This window comes from Streptomyces sp. WAC04114 (assembly GCF_019733245.1).
GTDB classification, from domain to species: Bacteria; Actinomycetota; Actinomycetes; order Streptomycetales; family Streptomycetaceae; genus Streptomyces; species Streptomyces massasporeus_A.
In genome coordinates this window covers 17,946-39,781 of the sequence record NZ_JAIGQA010000058.1, presented here as the reverse complement: position 1 = coordinate 39,781, position 21,836 = coordinate 17,946, and the positions used below count along the sequence as shown (strand labels likewise).

Sequence of the window (21,836 nt, the reverse complement as noted above, 5' to 3'; positions counted from 1 at the left end):
GTTCAGGTAGCCCGTGGAGAGCGTGGAGATCGCCTTCGTGCCGACCATCATGCGGGCGAACTCGATGATGCGGAACATCTGGCGGATGCCGTCGTGCTTGTCGCCGATCAGCCAGCCCTTGGCGGGGGAGGCGGGTCATGACGGGGGTGCCTGAGATGTCGATGGGTGCGGCCGTGGCCTGCATGGGGGTGGCTGTCTGGCTGCTGGGTGAGCGTGAGGAGGCGGCGCGGCGGGCGCGGTTGCTGCTCGCGGACGGGGCATCCGTCGGGAGCGGACCGCCCGGGTGGCGGCGGATCACCGGTGGGCTGCGGCGAGTCCGTGGGCGGCTTCGGGCCGAGTGGTGGTCACCGGTGGCCGGGCTGGTGCTGGCGGTGCTCGGGGCGTCGGTGCTGCCGGCCGTCCTCGGGGCGGCCGGGGTGCCGCTGCTGCGGCGGACCCGGCTGGCCGGCGAGGCGCGGCGGAACCGGGAGCGCCGGGCCGACGCGGTGATCGCGCTGTGCGGGGCGCTCGCCGGTGAGGTGCGGGCCGGGCGCCAGCCCGGTGAGGGGCTGCTGCGGGCGGCACGGGACTGTGGCGGACTCGCGGACGCACAGGCGACGGTGCTTGCGGCGGCGCGGTTCGGCGGTGAGGTGCCGGAGGCGCTGGCCGCGGCGGCGCGGCAACCGGGCGCCGAGGGACTGCGGGGACTCGCGGCGTGCTGGCGGGTGGCCGTGGATCAGGGTGCGGGCCTCGCCGCCGGGCTCGACCGGCTCGCTGCCGCCCTGCGCGCGGAACGGGATCAACGGTCCGACCTGCGAGCCCAGTTGGCCGGCGCCCGGGCCACGGCGGTGATGCTCGCCGGATTGCCGGCCCTGGGGCTCCTCATCGGCACCGCCCTCGGGGCCGATCCCCTCCACGTCCTGCTGCACACCGGGGCGGGACTGGGCTGTCTGGTGGCCGGCGGGGCGCTGGAGGGCCTGGGGCTGTGGTGGGTGCAGCGGATCGTGCGAGGCGCGGAGACGGCGACATGAGCGGAGAAGTCGTCCACAGGCTGGGGGTGACCATGGGGCTCGTGCTCGCCTGCGGATGGCTGGTGCGGTGGCTGCTGGAGGTGCGGCGCCGCAGGAGGATGCGCCGGCGGCTGACGGAGCTGTCGGGGGTACGGGAAGCGACGGCCCCTGCCCTGAGGCCGGCCGTGCTGGGGCTCGCGCGGACGTGGCTGGCCCCGGTGGGCGTGGTGTGCGCCGGATGGGCACTGGTCGGAGGCCTCGCCGGGGCCGCCGTGGGACTGGCCGTCGCGGTGGGGGTGTGGCGGTGGCGGCTGAGGCAGGAGACGGCCGGCGCGGAACCGGGGGCACCCGACCTCGCCGAGGCGGCCCGGCAACTGCCCCTCGCCGCCGACCTGCTGGCGGCCTGCATCGCGGCGGGTGCCGGCCCGGTGATCGCGGCGCAGGCGGTGGGTGAGGCCCTGGGCGGCCCTGTCGGCGACGCCCTCGCCCGGGGTGCGGCGGAGGTGCGACTGGGCGGCGAACCGGGCGTGGCCTGGCGAAGGTTGGGTGCCGTTCCGGGTGCCGGAGGTCTGGCCCGGCTGCTCGAACGGGCCGATGTGTCCGGGATGCCCGCCGCGGTGCCGGTCGCGCGGCTCGCCGCGGAGGCCCGGGCCGACTGGGGCCGCGCCGCGACGGCCAGGGCCCGGCGAGCGGGCGTGATGGTGAGCGCGCCGGTCGGGCTGTGCTTCCTGCCCGCGTTCATCGCGGTCGGCGTGCTGCCCGTGGTGATCGGACTCGCGGGCGGGGTGCTCGGAAGGGGTGGTGGCTGAGGCGGCGACGGACCGGAGGCAGTGAGCGACAACCAGCAGAAGTGTGGAAGTTCGGACTCTTTCCTACGGGGGTTGAGATGTATCAGGCGGTGCGGGCACGGCTGCGTGCCCTGGTGTGCGGGATGCGGGCGGCGCGGAGGGACGCGGGGATGGTCACCTCCGAGTACGCGATGGGAATCGTCGCTGCGGTGGCGTTCGCGGTGGTGCTCTACAAGGTCGTCACGAGCGGCCCGGTCAGCGCGGAACTCCAGAACATCGTGAAGGACGCCCTCAATGCGCGGATGTGAGCGGGGCGCGGACCGGGGGTTCGTCACGGCGGAGTCGGCGGTGGTGCTGCCCGTGCTGGTGATGTTCGCGATGGCGCTGGTGTGGGGGCTGCTGGTCGTGGCCGCACAGATCCAGTGTGTGGACGCGGCACGGACGGGTGCGCGTGCGGCAGCCCGGCAGGACTCGCCCGGCGCGGTCGTGGAACTGACCCGCGAGGCGGCTCCGCCCGGGGCGAAGGTGACCGTCAGCCGGGGCGCGGAGCACGTCCGGGTGACCGTCGTGGCCGAGCCGCCGGTGCTGCGCGGTCTGTCCTTCGCCGTGCGTGAGGAGGCCGTGGCGTCGGTGGAGGAGGCGGTGGGCACGTGAGACGGGTCCGGAGATGCACCGGTGTTCGGGCCCACGGTTCGGACCAGGGGTCCGCCACCGTGTGGAGCGTGGGGGCGATCGCCGTGCTGTGTGTGGTGTTCGGGGTCGTCCTCGCGCTCGGGCAGGCCGTCGTGATCCGGCATCGGGCGGCGGGCGGTGCGGATCTCGCGGCGCTCGCCGCGGCGGACCACTGGGCCGACGGCGGTTCGGCGGCCTGCGCCCGGGCCGGCCGGGTGGCCCGGGCCCAGGGTGTGCGGCTCGTGCGGTGCGAGGTCGCCGGGGAGATCTCGGACGTGACGGCGGCGTCGGGACGAGGGCCGTTCACGGCGGAGGTCAGGGCGAGGGCGGGGCCTCCGGCGGTTCAGCCGGGTCCCGGGTCGGCCGCTCAGGCACCGCGTCTGCCGCCTCCGTCTCTTCGGGAGCGCCCTCCTTGCCCGAGGTCACCCGCCTTCTCTCCCGAAGCGCCCTCCGCCCCCGGACCACCCTCCGTCTCCTCCGGAGCCCCCTCCAGCAGCACCGTGAGGAGCCGCACCGCCCCCCTCTTGTGCAGCGGGTCGTTGCCGTTGCCGCACTTGGGGGACTGGATGCAGGACGGGCAGCCGGCGTCGCACTCGCAGGAGGCGATGGCCTGGCGGGTGGCGGTCAGCCAGGTGCGGGCGGTGTGGAAGGCCCGCTCCGCGAAGCCCGCGCCGCCCGGGTGGCCGTCGTAGACGAAGACCGTGGGCAGGAGCGTGTCGGGGTGGAGCGGGATCGACACGCCGCCGATGTCCCAGCGGTCACAGGTCGCGAAGAGGGGCAGCAGGCCGATCGACGCGTGCTCGGCGGCGTGCAGGGAGCCGCCGAGGATCTCCGGGTCGATCCTGGCCCGGTCCAGCTGGTCCTCGGTCACGGTCCACCACACGGCGCGGGTGCGCAGCGTACGGGGCGGGAGGTCGAGTTTGGTCTCGCCGAGCACCTCACCGGTGATGAGCCGTCTGCGGAGGAAGGAGACGACCTGGTTGGTGACCTCGACGGAGCCGTAGCAGAGGCGGCCGTCGCCCCACGGGACCTCGACGTCCGTCTCCAGGACGGAGATCGACGTCGTGTCGCGGGCGACCGTGGAGTACGGCGGGGCAGCCTCCTCGACGAGGGCGACGGAGTCCTCCAGGTCCAGCGACCGCACCAGGTACGTGCGGCCCTGGTGGAGGTGGACCGCCCCCTCGTGAACCGTCGAGTGCGCGGCTCCGGCGTCGACCGTGCCGAGCAACCGGCCCGTGCCGGTCTCCACGACCTGGACCGGGCGTCCGCCCTCACCGCGGATGTCCGTCAGGTCGGCGGCGCGCTCGCGGCGGGTCCAGTGCCAGGCCTTGGTGCGGCGGCGCAGCAGCTTCGCGGCCTCCAGTTGGGGCAGGAGGCCCTCGCTGGCCGGGCCGAACAGGGCGAGGTCCTCGTCCGTCAGGGGCAGCTCCGCGGCGGCCGCGCACAGGTGCGGGGCCAGCACGTAGGGGTTGTCGGGGTCGAGGACGGTCGATTCGACGGGCTGGTCGAAGAGGGCCTCGGGGTGGTGGACGAGGAAGGTGTCCAGCGGGTCGTCGCGGGCGACCAGGACGGCCAGCGCCCCCTGGCCGGACCGTCCGGCGCGGCCCGCCTGCTGCCACAGGGAGGCACGCGTGCCCGGGTAGCCGGCGATGACGACCGCGTCGAGGCCGGAGATGTCGATGCCGAGTTCGAGGGCGTTCGTCGCGGCGAGGCCCAGCAGTTCACCCGAATGGAGGGCTTGTTCGAGAGCGCGGCGTTCTTCGGGCAGATAGCCGCCCCGGTAGGCCGCGACACGCCGGGCCAGCGACCGGTCGACCTCGCCCAGCCGCTCCTGGGAGATGACCGAGATCAGCTCGGCGCCGCGCCGGGAACGGACGAAGGCGACCGAGCGCACGCCCTGCACGGTGAGGTCGGTCAGCAGGTCGGCGGCCTCGGCGGTTGCGGTACGCCGGACGGGGGCGCCCTTCTCGCCGTGCAGCTCGGTCAGCGGCGGCTCCCAGAGGGCGAACACCAGTTCACCGCGGGGGGAGGCGTCGTCGGCCACTTCCAGCACCGGCACGCCGGTGAGGCGGCGGGCGGCCACGGAGGGCTCGGCGGCGGTTGCCGAGGCCAGCAGGAACACCGGCGACGCGCCGTAGCGGGCACACAGTCGGCGCAGCCGGCGCAGCACCTGGGCGACGTGCGAGCCGAAGACGCCGCGGTAGGTGTGGCACTCGTCGATGACGACGTACTTCAGCGACTTCAGGAAGGAGGACCAGCGGGGGTGGGACGGCAGGATGCCGCGATGCAGCATGTCCGGGTTGGTCAGGACGTAGTTGGCGTACTGGCGGATCCACTCGCGTTCCTCGAACGAAGTATCGCCGTCGTACACGGCTGCGCGCACGGAATTGCCCAGCGGATGTGAAAGTTCCTTCACAGAGCGGCACTGGTCCGCCGCGAGAGCCTTGGTGGGAGCCAGGTAGAGGGTGGTCGCGCCGCGGCCGTTCGGGGCCTCCGAACCCTCCAGAAGGGTGGAGAAGACCGGCACCAGGTAGGCCAGGGACTTGCCGGAGGCCGTGCCGGTGGCGACGACGACCGACTCGCCGTCCAGGGCGTGCTCGGCCGCGCGTGCCTGGTGGGCCCAGGGATGCTCGATGCCCGCGGCGCGCACGGCCGCGACGACCTCCGCGCGGATCCGGTCCGGCCAGACGGCATGCCGACCCTCACGCGGGGGCAAGTGCTCCGTATGAGTAATGCGAGAAGCCCTGCTGGGGCCGGACGCGAGCCGGTCCAGGACCGCGCCCGGCGCGGGTCGGGGGGCGGGGTCCGTCCGGGTTCGATCGGATCGGTGATTCTTGGCCATCGGCACCGAGTGTGTCACTGGCGTGACGGACAATGGAGCCAAGGCGTCGTGCACGCCTGCCGGTAAGTGATTGAATGCCATCGCGGCTGGCGAAGCGTCCAGGGGCTGAAGCCGAATGCCCCTAGGGCGACCGCTCGATAGCAAGGTGCTGGAGGATCCGTGGACCTGTCCCTGTCGACCGAAACCATGGGCGATCGCACGATCGTCAGGGTCGGTGGCGAAATCGACGTATATACCGCGCCCAAGCTGCGCGAGCAGTTGGTCGAGCTGGTGAACGACGGCAATTTCCACCTTGTCGTCGACATGGAGGGCGTGGACTTCCTCGACTCCACCGGGCTCGGCGTCCTGGTCGGCGGCCTGAAGCGCGTGCGTGCCCATGAGGGCTCCCTGCGCCTGGTCTGCAACCAGGAGCGCATTCTGAAGATCTTCCGTATCACCGGCCTCACCAAGGTGTTCCCGATTCACACCTCGGTCGAGGAAGCGGTTGCGGCCACCGACTGACTCCGGGCCCGGGCCGTGCGCTCGGGCCGGCCGTCGTTCGGCAGAAGTGAAGACCGAGGGGGCCCGGGCTTTCGGTGGCCCGGAGCCTCTCGACAGCACGCCCGTGATTGCGAGGGGGATGCATGGCCACCGTTGAGCTCCGCTTCAGCGCGCTGCCCGAGCATGTCAGGACCGCCCGGCTGGTGGCGGCAGCGGTGGCGCGCAGGGCCGGAGTGGACGAGGCCGTCCTCGACGAGGTCAGGCTCGCCGTCGGCGAGGCGTGCACCCGCGCCGTCGGACTGCATCAGACCGGCGGGATCTCGGCACCGGTCATGGTGCTGCTGATCGAGGAGGAGAAGCAGTTCTCCATCGAGGTCGGCGACGAGGCCCCGCACGTGGTTTCCGGCGAGCGCGCCCCCGGGGCCGGACCCGGCGACGCCGACGGTGAGGCCGACGAGGACGAAATGGGCCTCGCGGTCATCAGCGGACTCGTCGACGACGTCGAGGTCAGCGCGGGACAGCACGGCGGGCGGATCAAGATGACCTGGCCGACCACGCCGCCGCCGACGATCCTGGTCTGACCCGCCACCGCGTACGTTGTTCTTCCGAAGGGCCCCACCCGTGGGGCCCTTCGTCATGTGCGGGTGTCAGTGCCCGCCTTTACAGTAGGTCCTGTGCTGTTCATCGCGTGAATTCGTTCACGATCATTCGCGCGCCCTCCGGCAGCCTAGGAATGCTTTCAGGGCATTACTTCGGACGGCCAATTCCGTTTATCGCGCTCTGTTTTGATCAGGTTCCGGTACCTACAATCCCGTCCACATCTTGAGCTCAGCCCAAGCGTCAAGGAGGACGAATGGCGGGGCTTTTCCTCTCACAACAGTCGGGCCATCCCACCGACCTCGCAGCCGCCGTACTGACCGATGGCAACCGCGTCCTCATCGTGGTCATCGCGGTCGTCGCACTGGCGGCCCTGGTGCTCGCGGGGGTCCTGGTGCGCCAGGTACTCGCGGCCGGCGAGGGCACCGACAGCATGAAGAAGATCGCGGCAGCGGTCCAGGAAGGCGCCAACGCCTATCTGGCCCGTCAGCTGCGCACGCTCGGCGTATTCGCCGTGGTCGTGTTCTTCCTGCTCATGCTGCTGCCCGCGGACGACTGGAGTCAGCGTGCCGGACGGTCGGTGTTCTTTCTGATCGGAGCGGCGTTCTCGGCGGCCACCGGCTATATCGGCATGTGGCTCGCCGTACGCAGCAATGTGCGTGTCGCCGCGGCGGCGCGTGAAGCCACTCCGGCTCCAGGCGAGCCGGAAAAGGATCTGACCACTGTCTCGCACAAGGCGATGAAGATCGCTTTCCGTACGGGCGGTGTGGTCGGCATGTTCACGGTGGGGCTCGGCCTGCTCGGTGCCTCCTGTGTGGTGCTGGTGTACGCGGCCGACGCGCCGAAGGTGCTCGAGGGCTTCGGCCTCGGTGCCGCGCTGATCGCGATGTTCATGCGTGTCGGCGGCGGCATCTTCACCAAGGCCGCCGACGTCGGCGCCGACCTGGTCGGCAAGGTCGAACAGGGCATTCCGGAGGACGACCCGCGCAATGCCGCGACCATCGCCGACAACGTGGGCGACAACGTCGGCGACTGCGCGGGCATGGCGGCCGACCTCTTCGAGTCGTACGCCGTGACCCTGGTCGCCGCGCTGATCCTCGGCTCGGCGGCCTTCGGCGACGCCGGGCTCGGCTTCCCGCTGCTCGTGCCGGCGATCGGTGTGGTCACCGCCATGATCGGCATCTTCGCGGTGGCGCCCAGGCGCGCCGACCGCAGCGGCATGAGCGCCATCAACCGCGGGTTCTTCATCTCCGCGGTGATCTCGCTGGTGCTGGTGGCGGTGGCGGTCTTCGTCTACCTGCCGGGGAAGTACTCCGAGCTCGACGGGGTCACCGACACCGCGATCCTGGGCAAGGACGGCGACCCGCGGGTCCTCGCGCTCGTCGCGGTGGCCATCGGCATCGTGCTCGCCGCCCTGATCCAGCAACTGACCGGCTACTTCACCGAGACCACCCGCCGGCCCGTCAGGGACATCGGCAAGACCTCGCTCACCGGCCCGGCCACCGTCGTCCTCGCCGGTATCTCCGTCGGTCTCGAATCCGCCGTCTACACCGCCCTGTTGATCGGCCTCGGCGTGTACGGGGCGTTCCTGCTCGGCGGCACGTCGATCATGCTGGCGCTGTTCGCGGTGGCGCTGGCCGGCACCGGTCTGCTCACCACGGTCGGTGTGATCGTCGCGATGGACACCTTCGGGCCCGTCTCCGACAACGCGCAGGGCATCGCGGAGATGTCCGGTGACGTCGAGGGCGCGGGTGCGCAGGTGCTCACCAACCTGGACGCGGTCGGCAACACCACCAAGGCGATCACCAAGGGCATCGCGATCGCCACGGCGGTGCTCGCGGCGGCGGCGCTGTTCGGGTCGTACCGCGACGCGATCTTCACCGGCGCGCGGGACGTGGGCGAGAAACTCAGCGGGGAGGGCGCCCCGATGAGCCTGATGATGGACATCTCGCAGCCCAACAACCTCGTGGGGCTCATCGCCGGCGCGGCGGTCGTCTTCCTCTTCTCGGGGCTGGCGATCAACGCCGTGTCGCGGTCGGCGGGTTCCGTGGTCTACGAGGTGCGGCGGCAGTTCCGTGAGAAGCCCGGGATCATGGACTACAGCGAGAAACCGGAGTACGGCAAGGTCGTCGACATCTGTACCAAGGACGCCTTGCGCGAGCTCGCCACGCCCGGTCTGCTGGCCGTGATGGCGCCCATCTTCATCGGGTTCACGCTGGGCGTCGGAGCGCTCGGCGCATTCCTGGCGGGCGCGATCGGCGCGGGCACGCTGATGGCGGTGTTCCTCGCCAACTCCGGTGGCGCCTGGGACAACGCCAAGAAACTCGTCGAGGACGGACACCACGGCGGCAAGGGCAGCGAGGCGCACGCGGCGACCGTGATCGGAGACACGGTCGGTGACCCCTTCAAGGACACCGCGGGGCCCGCGATCAACCCGTTGCTGAAGGTCATGAACCTGGTCTCGCTGCTCATCGCGCCCGCGGTGATCAAGTTCTCCTACGGTCCGGACAAGAGCATCGGGGTGCGGATTCTGGTCGCCGCCCTCGCGTTCCTCGTGATCGCCGGGGCGGTGTACGTGTCAAAGCGGCGCGGAATCGCGATGGGTGACGAGGACAACGCCGGGTCAAAGCCCAAGTCGGCCGATCCGGCGGTGGTTTCGTAGGGAGGATTCCGAGCCCCGTTTCAAGGTGCGGGCGGGTGGCGCGCGTTGGCGCGTCGCCCGCCCGCGCTGTGTGGGTACACGCTCACGCGTGAGCCTTCTCTCGCTTGGTGCAAAAGGTTACAAAAGGGTCTTAATAGGTGCTCGGCGTGCGGTTGCCGTGCATCTGGCGTGTATGTTCCGGGGCCGAGAGCCATGGAAGGGACCAAACCGGTGAACAAGAAGCTCGCGGCCGCACTGTCCGGCGGTGCGGTACTGGTACTGGCGCTGTCCGGCTGCGGCGGCGACGACAGCAACGACAAGCTCGACTCCTGGGCCAAGCAGGTCTGTGACGCCGTACAGCCGCAGGCCAAGAAGATCGAGTCGGCCAATGCGGCGATCCAGAAGGAGACCTCGGACAACAGCACGCCCGAGGACGTCCAGAAGACCGACGCAAAGGCCTTCCAGGACATGTCCGACGCCTACAAGGCGATCGGGACCGCTGTGAACAAGGCCGGGGCCCCTGACGTGGAGAACGGCGAGAAGAAGCAGCAGGACGCGGTCAAGGAGCTCAACGCGATCTCCGCCTCGTACGCCTCTCTGAAGAAGCAGGTCGACGGCCTGGACACGAAGGACCAGGGCAAGTTCGCCGACGGTCTGAAGGACATCGCCACCGAGCTGGACAAGCTGAGCCAGAGCGGAAACGACGCCCTCAAGAACCTGGAGGAGGGCGAGGTCGGCCAGGCGATGGCCAAGCAGCCCAGCTGCAAGGCGGCCACGGCGCCGGCGGGGACCACCCAGAGCTGAGCTGAGGCCCGCAGCGGCGGGCGGCGCGGTGGTGCAGGAGCGACTGTTGAGTCGTAGGTGACCGACGCCGCCTGATGCGCCGTACGGTGGGAACCGGTCTCGTACGGCGGGAACCGGGGTCGTACGGGAACGGGTGCCGTACGGCGGGAACGCCGCCGTGCGGCGGGAATGCGTGCCGTCCCCCGCACGGGCAGGTGCGGCACCCGCACCGGCGGCCACAATGGGGGGCGTGAGTAACGCCAGCCAGTCACCCCTGCCCCCGCTGCCCGCCTCCGACCGTCCCGATGTCGCCGCCCGGCTCCGGGACGCCCTGCTCGCGGCCTCCTTCACCGCCGACGGGCTGCTCGAACTGCTCGGCGCCCCCGCGTACGCGGCACTGGCCCGGAGCGAGACCGTGCCCGCGCTCCGGGCGACCCGCGGGGACACGCCCCTGGAGATGCTCGTCCGGCTGTTCCTGCTCCAGCAGCCCGTGCCGCATGCGCGCGTGGCGGAGGCCCTGCCCGTGGACGCCTGCCTGGAGAGCGGCTGGCTGACCCGGGTCGGCGCGGACGAACTCGCCGCCACCGTGGACGTCCGGCCCTACGGCGGGCCCGGCGGCGAGGACTGGTTCATCGTGTCGGACCTCGGCTGCGCGGTCGGCGGCGCCGGCGGGATCGGCCGACGTGAGGAAGGCGTGGTCCTCGGAGTCGGCGGCGCCTCCACGACCCTCGCCGGCATCACCGTCCGCACGCCCGCCGCCGCGGCGCTCGACCTCGGCACGGGCTCCGGCATCCAGGCCCTGCACGCGGCGCAGCACGCCACCCGCGTGGTGGCCACCGACCTCAATCCGCGCGCCCTGCACATCACCGCTCTCACGCTGGCGCTGTCCGGCACCGCGGCGGTCGAACGGCGCCAGGGCTCCCTCTTCGAACCGGTCCGCGGCGACGAGACCTTCGACCTGATCGTGTCCAACCCGCCCTTCGTCATCTCCCCCGGCGCGCGGCTCACCTACCGCGACGGCGGGATGGGCGGGGACGATCTGTGCCGCACGCTCGTTCAGGAGGCAGGGGAGCGGCTGAACGAGGGCGGGTTCGCGCAGTTCCTCGCCAACTGGCAGCACGTGGAAGGGGAGGACTGGCAGGACAGGCTCAGGTCATGGGTGCCCCGGGGCTGCGACGCGTGGATCGTGCAGCGCGAGGTGCAGGACATCAATCAGTACGCCGAGCTGTGGCTGCGTGACGCGGGTGACCACCAGGGCGACACGGCGGAGTACCAGGCGCGGTACGACGCATGGCTCGACGAGTTCGAGGCGCGCAAGGTGAAGGCCGTCGGCTTCGGCTGGATCACCCTGCGCAAGACGGGCGCGGCCGTGCCCTCGCTCACGGTGGAGGAGTGGCCGCACCCGGTCGAGCAGCCGCTCGGCGACACGATCCGGGCCCACTTCGACCGGCTCGACCACCTGCGCGACCACGACGACGCCGCCCTGCTTGAAGGACACTTCCGGCTCGCCGCCGAGATCGTGCAGGAGCAGGTCGGGCTGCCCGGCGCGGAGGATCCCGAGCATGTCGTGCTGCGCCAGAACCGCGGCATGCGCCGGGCGACCCGGGTGGACACCGTCGGCGCGGGATTCGCGGGCGTCTGCGACGGCACGATGAGCGCGGGCCGCATCCTCGACGCCATCGCCCAGCTGATCGGCGAGGACCCGGTCATGCTGCGCGACCGCACACCGGCCCAGATCCGGCTGCTGGTCCAGCAGGGGTTCCTGGAACCGGTCCGCTGAGGGAACTGAGGGGCTGAAGGGACTGAAGTGACTGAGGGGGCTGAAGGGGCTGCCGAGGGGTGGCCCCGGAGGTCGTGGCGGAGACTCGCCAACAAATTCGAGTCGATTTGAAGACCTCGTCCGAAACGGGTCACGAGGAACCGGACGCCCTTGATCCACCGTCGTGTCGCCCCTGCGTTCACCTCGGGTTCGCCTGCCCGCCGCCCGCGCGTGTCAGCCTCCCGTGGCTGGGGATGCGCGGACAGGGGAAAAGGGGCACAGCGGGTCATGGAGAGCGAACCGGCGATCTTCGCGGGAGCGGTGTTCTCCCTGTTCGGAGGTGGGCTACTGGTGTGGACCGTGACCTGCGTGCGCCGGCAGCGGCCCATCGCCGTAGGTGTGAGCCCCGTCGCATCGGCGACCCTCGCCGGCGTCGTCTCGGTGCTCGCGCTGGCGCTCGGAACGTGGTGCTTCACGCGCCTGTGAGGTGGGCTCCGGCGACGCAGCGGCCGGTGACCGGGGGGTCGCGCTCCGCACAGGGACCGCCCTGCTCCCGGCACTCCGGGCGGCAGGATTGGTGGTAGTCGGGTTACCGTTCGAGTGGCCGTTGCGGGCTTTTCCCGTTTGACACGGGGGCGGGATGTACCGTCACACTCCGCAGCGTCACCACGTACCCCAGCCCCGGTAAGCGACTCCGGGGAGGCCCCAGCGTCGACCGGAGAGAAGAGCGAAGTTGTCCCCGACCAGCGAGACCGCAGAGGGCGGCCGCCGACTCGTCATCGTCGAGTCGCCCGCCAAGGCGAAGACGATCAAGGGCTATCTCGGCCCCGGATACATCGTCGAGGCGAGCGTCGGGCACATCCGCGACCTTCCCAACGGCGCCGCCGAGGTGCCCGAGAAGTACACCGGCGAGGTCCGCCGCCTCGGTGTGGACGTCGAACACGACTTCCAGCCGATCTATGTGGTCAACGCCGACAAGAAGGCGCAGGTCAAGAAGCTCAAGGACCTGCTCAAGGAGTCCGACGAACTCTTCCTCGCCACCGATGAGGACCGCGAGGGCGAGGCCATCGCCTGGCACCTCCAGGAGGTGCTCAAGCCCAAGGTCCCGGTCAAGCGGATGGTCTTCCACGAGATCACCAAGGCCGCGATCCAGGCCGCCGTGGCCAACCCGCGCCAGCTCAACCAGAAGCTCGTCGACGCCCAGGAGACCCGCCGCATCCTCGACCGCCTCTATGGCTACGAGGTCTCGCCGGTCCTGTGGAAGAAGGTCATGCCGCGGCTGTCCGCGGGCCGCGTCCAGTCCGTCGCCACCCGACTCGTGGTGGAGCGGGAACGCGAGCGCATCGCCTTTCGTTCGGCTGAGTACTGGGACCTGACGGGCACCTTCGCGACCGGCCGCGCCGGAGACTCGTCGGACCCGTCGTCGCTGGTCGCGCGCCTGCAGACCGTCGACGGCAGGCGGGTCGCGCAGGGCCGCGACTTCGACTCCCTGGGACAACTGAAGAGCGCGAACACCCTCCACCTCGACGAGGCGAACGCCCGCGCCCTGGCCGCCGCCCTGGAGCAGACGCAATTCGCCGTCCGCTCCGTCGAGTCCAAGCCCTACCGCCGCTCGCCGTACGCCCCGTTCCGTACGACGACGATGCAGCAGGAGGCCAGCCGCAAGCTCGGCTTCGGCGCGAAGGCCACCATGCAGGTCGCGCAGAAGCTGTACGAGAACGGCTTCATCACCTACATGCGTACGGACTCCACGACCCTGAGCGACACGGCGGTCGCCGCCGCCCGCGCCCAGGTCACGCAGCTGTACGGCGCCGACTACCTGCCGCCGCAGCCGAGGACGTACGCCGGGAAGGTCAAGAACGCGCAGGAGGCCCACGAGGCGATCCGCCCCTCGGGTGATCGTTTCCGCACTCCCGCCGAGACCGGACTGACCGGTGACCAGTTCAAGCTCTACGAGCTGATCTGGAAGCGGACCGTCGCCTCCCAGATGAAGGACGCGACCGGCAACAGCGTCACGGTGAAGATCGGCGGCACGGCGGCCGACGGCCGTGACGTCGAGTTCAGCGCGTCCGGCAAGACGATCACCTTCCACGGCTTCCTGAAGGCCTACGTCGAGGGTGCCGACGACCCGAACGCCGAGCTGGACGACCGCGAGCGCCGGCTGCCCCAGGTCTCCGAGGGTGACGCACTGAGCGCCCGGGAGATCACGGTCGACGGGCACGCCACCAAGCCCCCGGCCCGCTACACCGAGGCCTCCCTGGTCAAGGAGCTGGAAGAGCGCGAGATCGGCCGCCCGTCGACGTACGCCTCGATCATCGGCACGATCCTCGACCGCGGCTACGTCTTCAAGAAAGGCACGGCCCTGGTGCCGTCCTTCCTGTCCTTCGCCGTGGTCAACCTCCTGGAGAAGCACTTCGGGCGGCTCGTCGACTACGACTTCACCGCCAAGATGGAGGACGACCTCGACCGCATCGCCCGCGGTGAGGCGCAGGCCGTGCCGTGGCTGAAGCGGTTCTACTTCGGCGAGGGCACCGTCAGCGGCGGTGCCGCCGACGCCGGCAACGGCGACGGGGACCACCTCGGCGGCCTCAAGGAGCTGGTGACGGACCTGGGCGCGATCGACGCCCGCGAGGTGTCGTCGTTCCCGGTGGGCAACGACATCGTGCTGCGGGTCGGCCGCTACGGGCCGTACATCGAGCGCGGCGAGAAGGACACCGAGCAGCACCAGCGCGCCGACATCCCCGACGACCTGGCGCCCGACGAGCTGACCGTCGACCTCGCGGAGGAGCTGCTCGCCAAGCCGAGCGGCGACTACGAGCTGGGCACGGACCCGGCCACCGGCCACACGATCGTCGCCAAGGACGGCCGCTACGGCCCGTACGTCACGGAGGTCCTCCCCGAGGGCACCCCGAAGACGGGCAAGAACGCGGTCAAGCCGCGCACGGCGTCCCTGTTCAAGACGATGTCCCTCGACACGGTGACCCTCGACGAGGCCCTCAAGCTGATGTCGCTGCCGCGTGTCGTCGGCGCCGACGCCGAGGGCCAGGAGATCACCGCCCAGAACGGCCGCTACGGCCCGTACCTGAAGAAGGGCACGGACTCGCGCTCGCTCCAGGACGAGGAGCAGCTCTTCACGATCACGCTGGAGGAGGCGCTGGCGATCTACGCCCAGCCCAAGCAGCGTGGCCGGGCCGCGGCCAAGCCGCCGCTGAAGGAGCTGGGCACGGACCCGGTCAGCGAGAAGCCGGTCGTGGTCAAGGACGGCCGCTTCGGCCCGTACGTCACCGACGGGGAGACCAACGCGACCCTGCGCTCCGGCGACAGCGTCGAGGACATCACCCCGGAGCGCGGTTACGAGCTGCTCGCCGAGAAGCGCGCCAAGGGGCCGGCGAAGAAGACCGCGAAGAAGGCGGCCAAGAAGGCGCCGGCCAAGAAGACGACGACGGCCAAGAAGACCGCGGCGAAGAAGACCACGACCGCGAAGAAGACGACGGCCAAGAAGACCACGACCGCCAAGAAGTCCACCACCGCGAAGAAGACGGCCGCCAAGACGGCGACCGCCGCCAAGTCCACGGAGGACTGAGGTCGTTCGAGCCCTGTTCGGAATACGGACCACTCGGCCCGTATCTTCGCCCAGGGTTCGGAAAGCGAACGCCCCGGCAACACTTCGGTGTCGGGGCGTGCGCATGCCAGACCGCGCCCCCCAGGGTGTCGGTGGCTCCCGATAGGCTGAACGCATGACGCGAGCCGACCACCCAACGGCCCCTCAGCCCGCCCCCGACGACGCCCTGGTCGCGGACTCCCGCGAGCGTGCCGTCCGCGCCCTGCTGCGACGACCGCAGCTGAAGCGGTTGTGGAGCGCACAGCTCGTGGGTGGCGTGGGGGACACCCTCGCCCTGCTCGTGCTGGTCCTCCTGGCACTTCAGGCCGCCGTCGCCGAAGGCTCCTTCGGGGGTGGCTACCGGGGCGTGGCGTTCGCAGTGGCGACCGTTTTCGGGGTGCGCATCCTCGCGACGCTGCTGTTCGGCGCCGTTCTGCTCGGTCCGCTCACCGCGCTCACCTCGCAGGACGGCCCGCTCGACCGGCGCTGGACCATGGTGGGCGCCGACGGTCTGCGCGCCGCGCTGCTCATCGTCGCGCCCCTGTGGATCGACTGGATGCCGGAGAACGCACTGGCCGTCCTCCTCGTCACGGCCTTCGTGACCGGGGTCGCCGAGCGGTTCTGGACGGTGTGCCGGGAGAGCGCCGCGCCCGCGCTGCTCCCCGCCCCGCCGCCGGAGGGGGCGACGGTCCGGCCGCTGCCCGATCACATGGACGCCCTGCGCCGGCTGTCGCTGCGCACCGGCTTCGTGGCGATCCCCCTCGCCGCCGTCGCGCTGGTCGTCGCGTCCCTGTTCAACAACCTGCTGGGCGCCGGCATCGACTGGTTCGGCCAGCACCAGGCGGCCCTCGCCTCCTACGTGGCCGCCGGGCTGTTCGCCGCGTCCCTGTCCGTGCTGACCTTCCTGGAGCTGCCCGGCACCCGCACCCCGCGCGCGCGGTCGCCGCTCGAGGGGCTGCGCCGCCCGAGGACCGGCACCGGCTCCGACAAGGGCCGCACCGGCGCGATGCCGCTGCTGGTCCTGTCCTGCGCGGCCGTCGCCGCGGCGGTGTCGGCCGCCGTCGCCGTGGCCGTGCTGCACGCCAAGGACCTGGGCGGCGGCCCGGTGCTCTACGGCCTGTTCGTGGCCGCGCTGACCGGTGGTGTCGTCGTCGGCATCCGCACGGCGCCCGCGCTGGTGCCCGCCCTGTCGCGCCGCCGGCTGCTCGCGCTGACCATCGCCTTCACCGGTGTCGCCCTGCTGGCCGCCGGGCTGATCCCGGACGTCACCACCGTGCTGCTGATCCTCGCGCTGGCCGGCGTCGGCGCGGGCCTGTCCGCCAACGTCGGGCACACCCTCTTCGACCAGGAGACCGAGGAGTACCGGCGCCCCCGCACGACGGAGCACCTGCACGCGGTCGTCCGGGTCTGCGTGGCGCTCGGCGCCCTCATCGCCCCGCTGGTCGCGGCGGCGATCGGGCCGCACCGGCTGGAGAGCGGCAAGTTCGTCTTCGCGCACGGCGGCGCGGCCTTCACGCTGATGCTGGCCGGTGCCCTGCTGCTGCCGGTCGCCGCCCTGGTGCTGGCCAAGGTCGACGACCGTTCCGGTGTGCCGCTGCGGCAGGACCTGAAGGACGCGCTGCTCGGCGGGGACGACCCGGAGCAGGGAGCCGCGGCCTCCGGCTTCTTCATCGCCCTGGAGGGCGGCGACGGGGCCGGCAAGTCCACGCAGGCCGAGGCGCTCGCCGAGTGGATCCGCGCCAAGGGCCACGAGGTCGTGCTGACGCGTGAGCCCGGTGCCACACCGGTGGGCAAGCGGCTGCGGTCGATCCTGCTGGACGTGTCGAGCGCGGGCCTGTCGCACCGCGCGGAGGCGCTGCTGTACGCGGCCGACCGGGCCGAGCACATCGACACCGTCGTACGGCCCGCCCTGGAGCGTGGCGCGGTCGTCATCTCCGACCGGTACATCGACTCCTCCGTCGCCTACCAGGGCGCCGGCCGCGACCTGTCGCCGACCGAGATCGCCCGGATCAACCGCTGGGCGACGAACGGGCTCGTGCCGCACCTGACCGTGCTGCTGGACGTCGCGCCGGAGACCGCGCGCGAGCGGTTCACCGAGGCGCCGGACCGGCTGGAGTCGGAGCCCGCCGAGTTCCACGCGCGCGTGCGGGCCGGTTTCCTCACCCTGGCCGCCGCCGACGCCGGGCGGTACCTGGTGGTCGACGCGGGCCAGGAGCCCGAGTCCGTCACGACGGTCATCCGGCACCGGCTCGACCAGGTGCTGCCGCTGTCCGAGGCCGAGATCAAGGCCCAGGAGGAGGCGCGGAGGAAGGCCGAGGAGGAAGCCCGCCGCAAGGCCGAGGAAGAGGCCGCCCGCAAGGCCGAGGAGGAGCGCCTGGAGCGCGAGCGTCAGGAGCAGCTCGCCAAGCTGCGCGCCGAGGAGGAGGAGCGCAAGCGCCGCGAGCTGGAGGAGGCGCAACGCCGCGAGGCCGAACGGCAGGCGGAGGAGGCCCGGCGCCGCGCCGAGGAAGCGCAGCGGAAGGCCGAGGAGGAACGGGCCCGGCTCCTCGCGGAGGAGAAGGCCCGCGCCGAGGCGGAGGCCCGCCGCAAGGCGGAGGAGGAGCGCCGCCGCAAGCAGGCCGAGGAAGAGGCGCGACTGCGTGCCGAGGCCGAGGCGCTCCGCTTGGAGAAGCAGCGCAAGGCCGAGGCGGCACTGCTGCGGGCCGAGGAAGCCCGACGGCTCGCCGAGGCGGCTGCGGCTGCGGCCGAGGCCGGGCCGAAGAGCACGGCTCCGAAGAGCACGGCTTCGAAGAGCACGGCTTCGAAGAGCACGGCTTCGAAGAGCACGGCTTCGAAGAGCCCCGCTCCGCAGCGTGCCGCGGGTTCCGTGACCGGTCAGGACGCGGCGACCGTGCCCACGCCGGTGGTGACACCGGGTGGTGCGGGAGACGACACGACCGTGCTGCGCCCGGTGCGGGACGAACAGCGGGGTCCGGACCGGGCCGCCGCCGGGTCGGAGGCCGAGGTGACGGCCGAGCTGCCGAAGCCGCCTGTTCCGCCTCGCGCCGGCGACGAGACCGAGGTGCTGCCGCAGGTGCCCGACCGGGACGCCTCCGGTGCGGCCGACGAGACGGCGGTGCTGCCTCCGGTCCGGCCGGGCGACGCCGAGGAGACGGCGGTGCTGCCCCCGGTCCGGCCGGCGGACACCGAGGAGACGGCCGTCCTCCCGCCGGTGCGCGGGGACGACCCGGCGGACCGGGTTCCGCCCGGGTACTTCCGCAAGGACGCCCCGGCCCCCCGGCCCGACGGCACCGAGGACCGTACGCGGGAGATGCCCCAGGTCGACGCCGACGGGGCGCCGCGCCGCCGCCGGTCCGACTGGGCCGAGGAGACGCCGCTGGACGACCTGCCCTCACTGGCGGACGAGCTGCTCGGACCGCACGACGAGGAGCCGGACGACGGACGCGGCCGCCGAGGCAGGGGTGGCCGGGGGCGCTGAGGCCTCCTGCGCATGCGAGGCCAGGTGGGGGCGGCAGGCGTTGTCAGTGGTCGCCCCCACAATGGATCCCGCAACGCGGAACGTGACGGAAGGGCGGCGTGACCCATGACCGTGTGGGACGACCTCGTCGGGCAGGAGAGGGTGAGCGAGCAGCTGGCCGCTGCCGCCCGGGACGCCGACGCCCTGGTCACCGCTGCCGTCACCGGCACCCCGCCGCCCGAGGCGTCGAAGATGACGCACGCGTGGCTGTTCACGGGCCCGCCCGGCGCCGGGCGCAACCAGGCGGCCCGCGCGTTCGCGGCGGCGCTGCAGTGTGTCAGCCCCGACCGCGCCCTCGGCGGCTCCCCGGGCTGCGGCTTCTGCGACGGCTGCCACACGGCACTGATCGGCACACACGCCGACGTCACCTCCGTCGCCGCCGTCGGCAGTCAGATCCTCGCCGAGGACATGCGCGACACCGTCCGCAAGTCGTTCACGTCGCCGGCGACCGGCCGCTGGCAGATCATCCTCGTCGAGGACGCCGAGCGGCTGAACGAGAAGTCGGCCAACGCCGTCCTCAAGGCCGTGGAGGAGCCCGCCCCCCGCACGGTCTGGCTGCTGTGCGCCCCCTCCATCGAGGACGTCCTGCCGACCATCCGCTCCCGCTGCCGCCACCTGAACCTGAGCACGCCGAGGGTCGACGCCATCGCCGACATGCTCGTCCGCCGCGAGGGCATCGAGCCGGACGTCGCGGCTGCGGCGGCCCGCGCGACCCAGGGCCATGTCGAGAGGGCACGCCGCCTGGCCACCGATCCGGCCGCGCGCGAACGCCGTGCTGCCGTGCTCAGGCTGCCGCTGCGCGTCGAGGACATCGGTGGCGCGCTCAAGGCGGCTCAGGAGCTGGTCGACGCGGCCGCCGAGGACGCCAAGCAGCTCGCGGAGGAGATGGACTCCAAGGAGACCGAGGAGCTGAAGGCCGCGCTCGGCGCCGCCCAGGGGGGCCGCATGCCCCGGGGCACCGCGGGCGTGATGAAGGACCTGGAGGACAAGCAGAAGCGCCGCAGAACGCGCACGCAGCGTGACAGCCTCGATCTCGCCCTGACCGACCTCACGGCCTTCTACCGCGACGTCCTCGCCCTTCAGCTCGGCTCGCGCGTGGCCATCGCCAACGCGGACGCCGAGGACGCCCTGGAGCGGCTCGCCCGCGGCAGCTCCCCGGAGTCCACGCTCCGCCGCATCGAGGCGATCGCCGCCTGCCGCGACGCCCTCGACCGCAATGTGGCGCCGCTGCTCGCGGTGGAGGCGATGACGATGGCCCTCAGAGCGGGCTGAGGAAACGGGGGGCCGGGTCCGGCCGGCCGCCCCACGTCGAGAGGACCGGCCCTGGCGGCCCGCACCGAACCGGCCGGCTCCGGCGCTCCGGCGGCTCCGGGTTGACGCCGTAACTCGTACGAGGCACGACACGCACGCACGGCACCCATTCCGTCGCCCAGAGTTACGCTCGCTGGATGTACACACGGCGCACCCCCCGTTCCGCCTCCGGCTCCGGTGGTCTCCACCGCAGGACACGAAGCCGGGCCAAGACCGCCGCCGGTCTGCTCGCCACGGCCGCGCTGCTCGTCTCCGCCTGCTCCTCCGGGAGTGCGACGACATCAGCCGCCTCGGCGGCGGCGGAGGCGGCGCTGGTCGAGCTGCCGCAGGCCACGCCCGCGGCGCTGACGTCGTACTACGGGCAGAAGCCGACCTGGCGCGGTTGCGGTGTCCCGGGCTTCGAGTGCGCCACCCTCAAGGCGCCGCTCGACTACGCCAAGCCGTCCTCCGGCGACGTCCGGCTCGCCCTCACCCGCAAGAAGGCCACCGGCCCCGGCAAGCGGCTGGGCTCGCTGCTCGTGAACCCGGGCGGGCCGGGCGGCTCTGCGATCGGCTACGTACAGGCGTACGCGGGCATCGGCTACCCCGCCGAGGTGCGGGCCCGCTACGACATGGTGGCGGTCGACCCGCGCGGCGTGGCCCGCAGCGAGCCCGTCAAGTGTCTGGACGGGCCGGACATGGACACGTACACGCAGACGGACTCCACCCCCGACGACGGCAAGGAGACGGACGGGCTGGTCGCGGCGTACCGGACGTTCGCCGAGGGCTGCGGCGCGGACTCGCCCCGGCTGCTGCGCCACGTGTCCACCGTGGAGGCGGCCCGGGACATGGACATCGTGCGGGCGGTACTCGGCGACAAGAAGCTGAACTACGTCGGGGCCTCGTACGGCACGTTCCTCGGGGCGACGTACGCCGGGCTCTTCCCGGACCGGGCGGGGCGGCTGGTGCTGGACGGCGCGATGGACCCGTCGCTGCCGGCCCGGCGGCTGAACCTCGAACAGACGGCGGGCTTCGAGACGGCGTTCCGGTCGTTCGCGAAGGACTGCGCACGGCAGACGGACTGCCCGCTGGGCGGCAAGGGCACCTCGCCCGAGCGGGTCGGCGAGAACCTCAAGGCGTTCTTCGCGAAGCTGGACAGGCGGCCCGTCCCCACCGGCGACGCCGACGGCCGCAGGCTCACCGAGTCGCTCGCCACGACCGGTGTGATCGCGGCCATGTACGACGAGGGCTCCTGGGAGCAGCTGCGCGAGGCGCTGACCTCCGCGATGAAGGAGAACGACGGCTCCGGACTGCTCGTCCTGTCCGACGGCTACTACGAGCGGGACGCCGACGGCGCCTACAGCAACCTGATGTTCGCCAACGCGGCGGTGAACTGCCTGGACCTGCCGGCCTCCTTCGACACCCCCGACGAGGTGAGCAGGGCCCTGCCCGAGTTCGAGAAGGCGTCGCCGGTCTTCGGCAAGGGCCTCGCGTGGGCCGCGCTGAACTGCGCGTACTGGCCGGTGCAGGCCACGGGTGAGCCGCACCGCATCGAGGCGAAGGGCGCCGCACCCATCGTCGTGGTCGGCACGACCCGCGACCCCGCGACGCCCTACCGCTGGGCGAAGGCCCTGGCCGGCCAGCTCTCCTCGGCGCGCCTGCTGACCTACGAGGGCGACGGCCACACGGCCTACGGCCGCGGCAGCTCCTGCATCGACCGGACGATCAACGCGTACCTCCTACGGGGCATCCCGCCCACGGACGGAAAGCGCTGCTCATAATGCTGCTCACAGCCCTGCTCCCAGCCCCGGAAGGGCCGCCTCCGGGGCTGGTGCGGAGCACCCTCCGAAACTGTGTAGACTTACCGACGTTGCTGA

General features: G+C 72.0%; 15 protein-coding genes and 2 pseudogenes. 16 read left to right on the top strand and 1 reads right to left on the bottom strand.

What is annotated here, in order from left to right:
- Positions 1 to 137: 137 nt before the first annotated feature.
- The 5 genes and pseudogenes from K4G64_RS17690 to K4G64_RS17670 all read left to right on the top strand — a co-directional run.
- The gene (locus K4G64_RS17690; protein WP_221757000.1) at positions 138 to 1,010 is read left to right on the top strand and encodes a type II secretion system F family protein; all 873 of its coding nucleotides are present in this window, start codon (positions 138 to 140) and stop codon (positions 1,008 to 1,010) included.
- Entirely contained in the window at positions 1,007 to 1,798 is a 792-nt protein-coding gene (locus K4G64_RS17685) for a type II secretion system F family protein (RefSeq protein WP_221756999.1), read from the top strand. Before K4G64_RS17690 ends, K4G64_RS17685 begins: the two co-directional genes overlap by 4 nt.
- Before the next feature lie 77 nt (positions 1,799 to 1,875).
- Positions 1,876 to 2,085 (top strand): DUF4244 domain-containing protein, encoded by a 210-nt coding sequence (locus tag K4G64_RS17680; RefSeq protein ID WP_030846096.1) that lies wholly within the window; start codon positions 1,876 to 1,878, stop codon positions 2,083 to 2,085.
- Positions 2,072 to 2,431: a TadE family type IV pilus minor pilin gene (locus K4G64_RS17675; protein ID WP_031103557.1), complete on the top strand. Its 360-nt coding sequence runs from the start codon at positions 2,072 to 2,074 to the stop codon at positions 2,429 to 2,431. The genes K4G64_RS17680 and K4G64_RS17675 overlap by 14 nt, the downstream gene beginning before the upstream one ends.
- Positions 2,428 to 2,724: pseudogene (locus K4G64_RS17670) on the top strand (Rv3654c family TadE-like protein); the annotation flags it as partial. The gene K4G64_RS17675 and the pseudogene K4G64_RS17670, both read left to right, overlap by 4 nt.
- 92 nt (positions 2,725 to 2,816) lie before the next feature.
- On the opposite strand, the gene K4G64_RS17665 reads toward K4G64_RS17670, so the two are convergent.
- Positions 2,817 to 5,372 carry a DEAD/DEAH box helicase gene (locus K4G64_RS17665; protein ID WP_260460587.1) on the bottom strand — a complete coding sequence of 852 codons (2,556 nt, stop codon included), beginning with the start codon at positions 5,370 to 5,372 and terminating at the stop codon, positions 2,817 to 2,819.
- A 78-nt stretch (positions 5,373 to 5,450) separates the two neighbouring features.
- Here K4G64_RS17665 and bldG point away from each other — a divergent pair, with 78 nt between their 5' ends.
- The 11 genes and pseudogenes from bldG (at position 5,451) to K4G64_RS17615 (ending at position 21,740) form a co-directional block, all read left to right on the top strand.
- Entirely contained in the window at positions 5,451 to 5,792 is a 342-nt protein-coding gene (gene bldG / locus K4G64_RS17660; protein ID WP_221756998.1) for an anti-sigma factor antagonist BldG, read from the top strand.
- 122 nt (positions 5,793 to 5,914) lie between these two features.
- Positions 5,915 to 6,352, top strand: coding sequence for an ATP-binding protein (locus K4G64_RS17655; protein WP_221756997.1), 438 nt, complete (start codon positions 5,915 to 5,917; stop codon positions 6,350 to 6,352).
- Positions 6,353 to 6,624: 272 nt separating this feature from the next.
- Positions 6,625 to 9,030: a sodium-translocating pyrophosphatase gene (locus tag K4G64_RS17650; protein ID WP_221756996.1), complete on the top strand. Its 2,406-nt coding sequence runs from the start codon at positions 6,625 to 6,627 to the stop codon at positions 9,028 to 9,030.
- 192 nt (positions 9,031 to 9,222) lie between these two features.
- The gene (locus tag K4G64_RS17645; RefSeq protein WP_221756995.1) at positions 9,223 to 9,813 is read left to right on the top strand and encodes a small secreted protein; all 591 of its coding nucleotides are present in this window, start codon (positions 9,223 to 9,225) and stop codon (positions 9,811 to 9,813) included.
- Between the two features lie 220 nt (positions 9,814 to 10,033).
- Positions 10,034 to 11,572 (top strand): methyltransferase, encoded by a 1,539-nt coding sequence (locus K4G64_RS17640; protein WP_221756994.1) that lies wholly within the window; start codon positions 10,034 to 10,036, stop codon positions 11,570 to 11,572.
- Positions 11,573 to 11,839: 267 nt separating this feature from the next.
- On the top strand, positions 11,840 to 12,037 hold the full coding sequence (locus K4G64_RS17635; RefSeq protein ID WP_221756993.1) for a hypothetical protein: 198 nt from the start codon (positions 11,840 to 11,842) through the stop codon (positions 12,035 to 12,037).
- 247 nt (positions 12,038 to 12,284) lie between these two features.
- Positions 12,285 to 15,134: a type I DNA topoisomerase gene (topA, locus tag K4G64_RS17630; protein ID WP_221756992.1), complete on the top strand. Its 2,850-nt coding sequence runs from the start codon at positions 12,285 to 12,287 to the stop codon at positions 15,132 to 15,134.
- 154 nt (positions 15,135 to 15,288) lie between these two features.
- A pseudogene (gene tmk, locus K4G64_RS41425) lies at positions 15,289 to 17,325 on the top strand (dTMP kinase); the annotation flags it as partial.
- A 466-nt stretch (positions 17,326 to 17,791) separates the two neighbouring features.
- Entirely contained in the window at positions 17,792 to 18,022 is a 231-nt protein-coding gene (locus tag K4G64_RS41420; RefSeq protein ID WP_374206421.1) for a pentapeptide repeat-containing protein, read from the top strand.
- Between the two features lie 713 nt (positions 18,023 to 18,735).
- A complete protein-coding gene (locus tag K4G64_RS17620; protein WP_221756990.1) occupies positions 18,736 to 19,941 on the top strand; it encodes a DNA polymerase III subunit delta' in 1,206 nt (401 codons plus the stop codon).
- A gap of 176 nt (positions 19,942 to 20,117) precedes the next feature.
- The gene (locus K4G64_RS17615; protein WP_221756989.1) at positions 20,118 to 21,740 is read left to right on the top strand and encodes an alpha/beta hydrolase; all 1,623 of its coding nucleotides are present in this window, start codon (positions 20,118 to 20,120) and stop codon (positions 21,738 to 21,740) included.
- Positions 21,741 to 21,836: the final 96 nt, after the last annotated feature.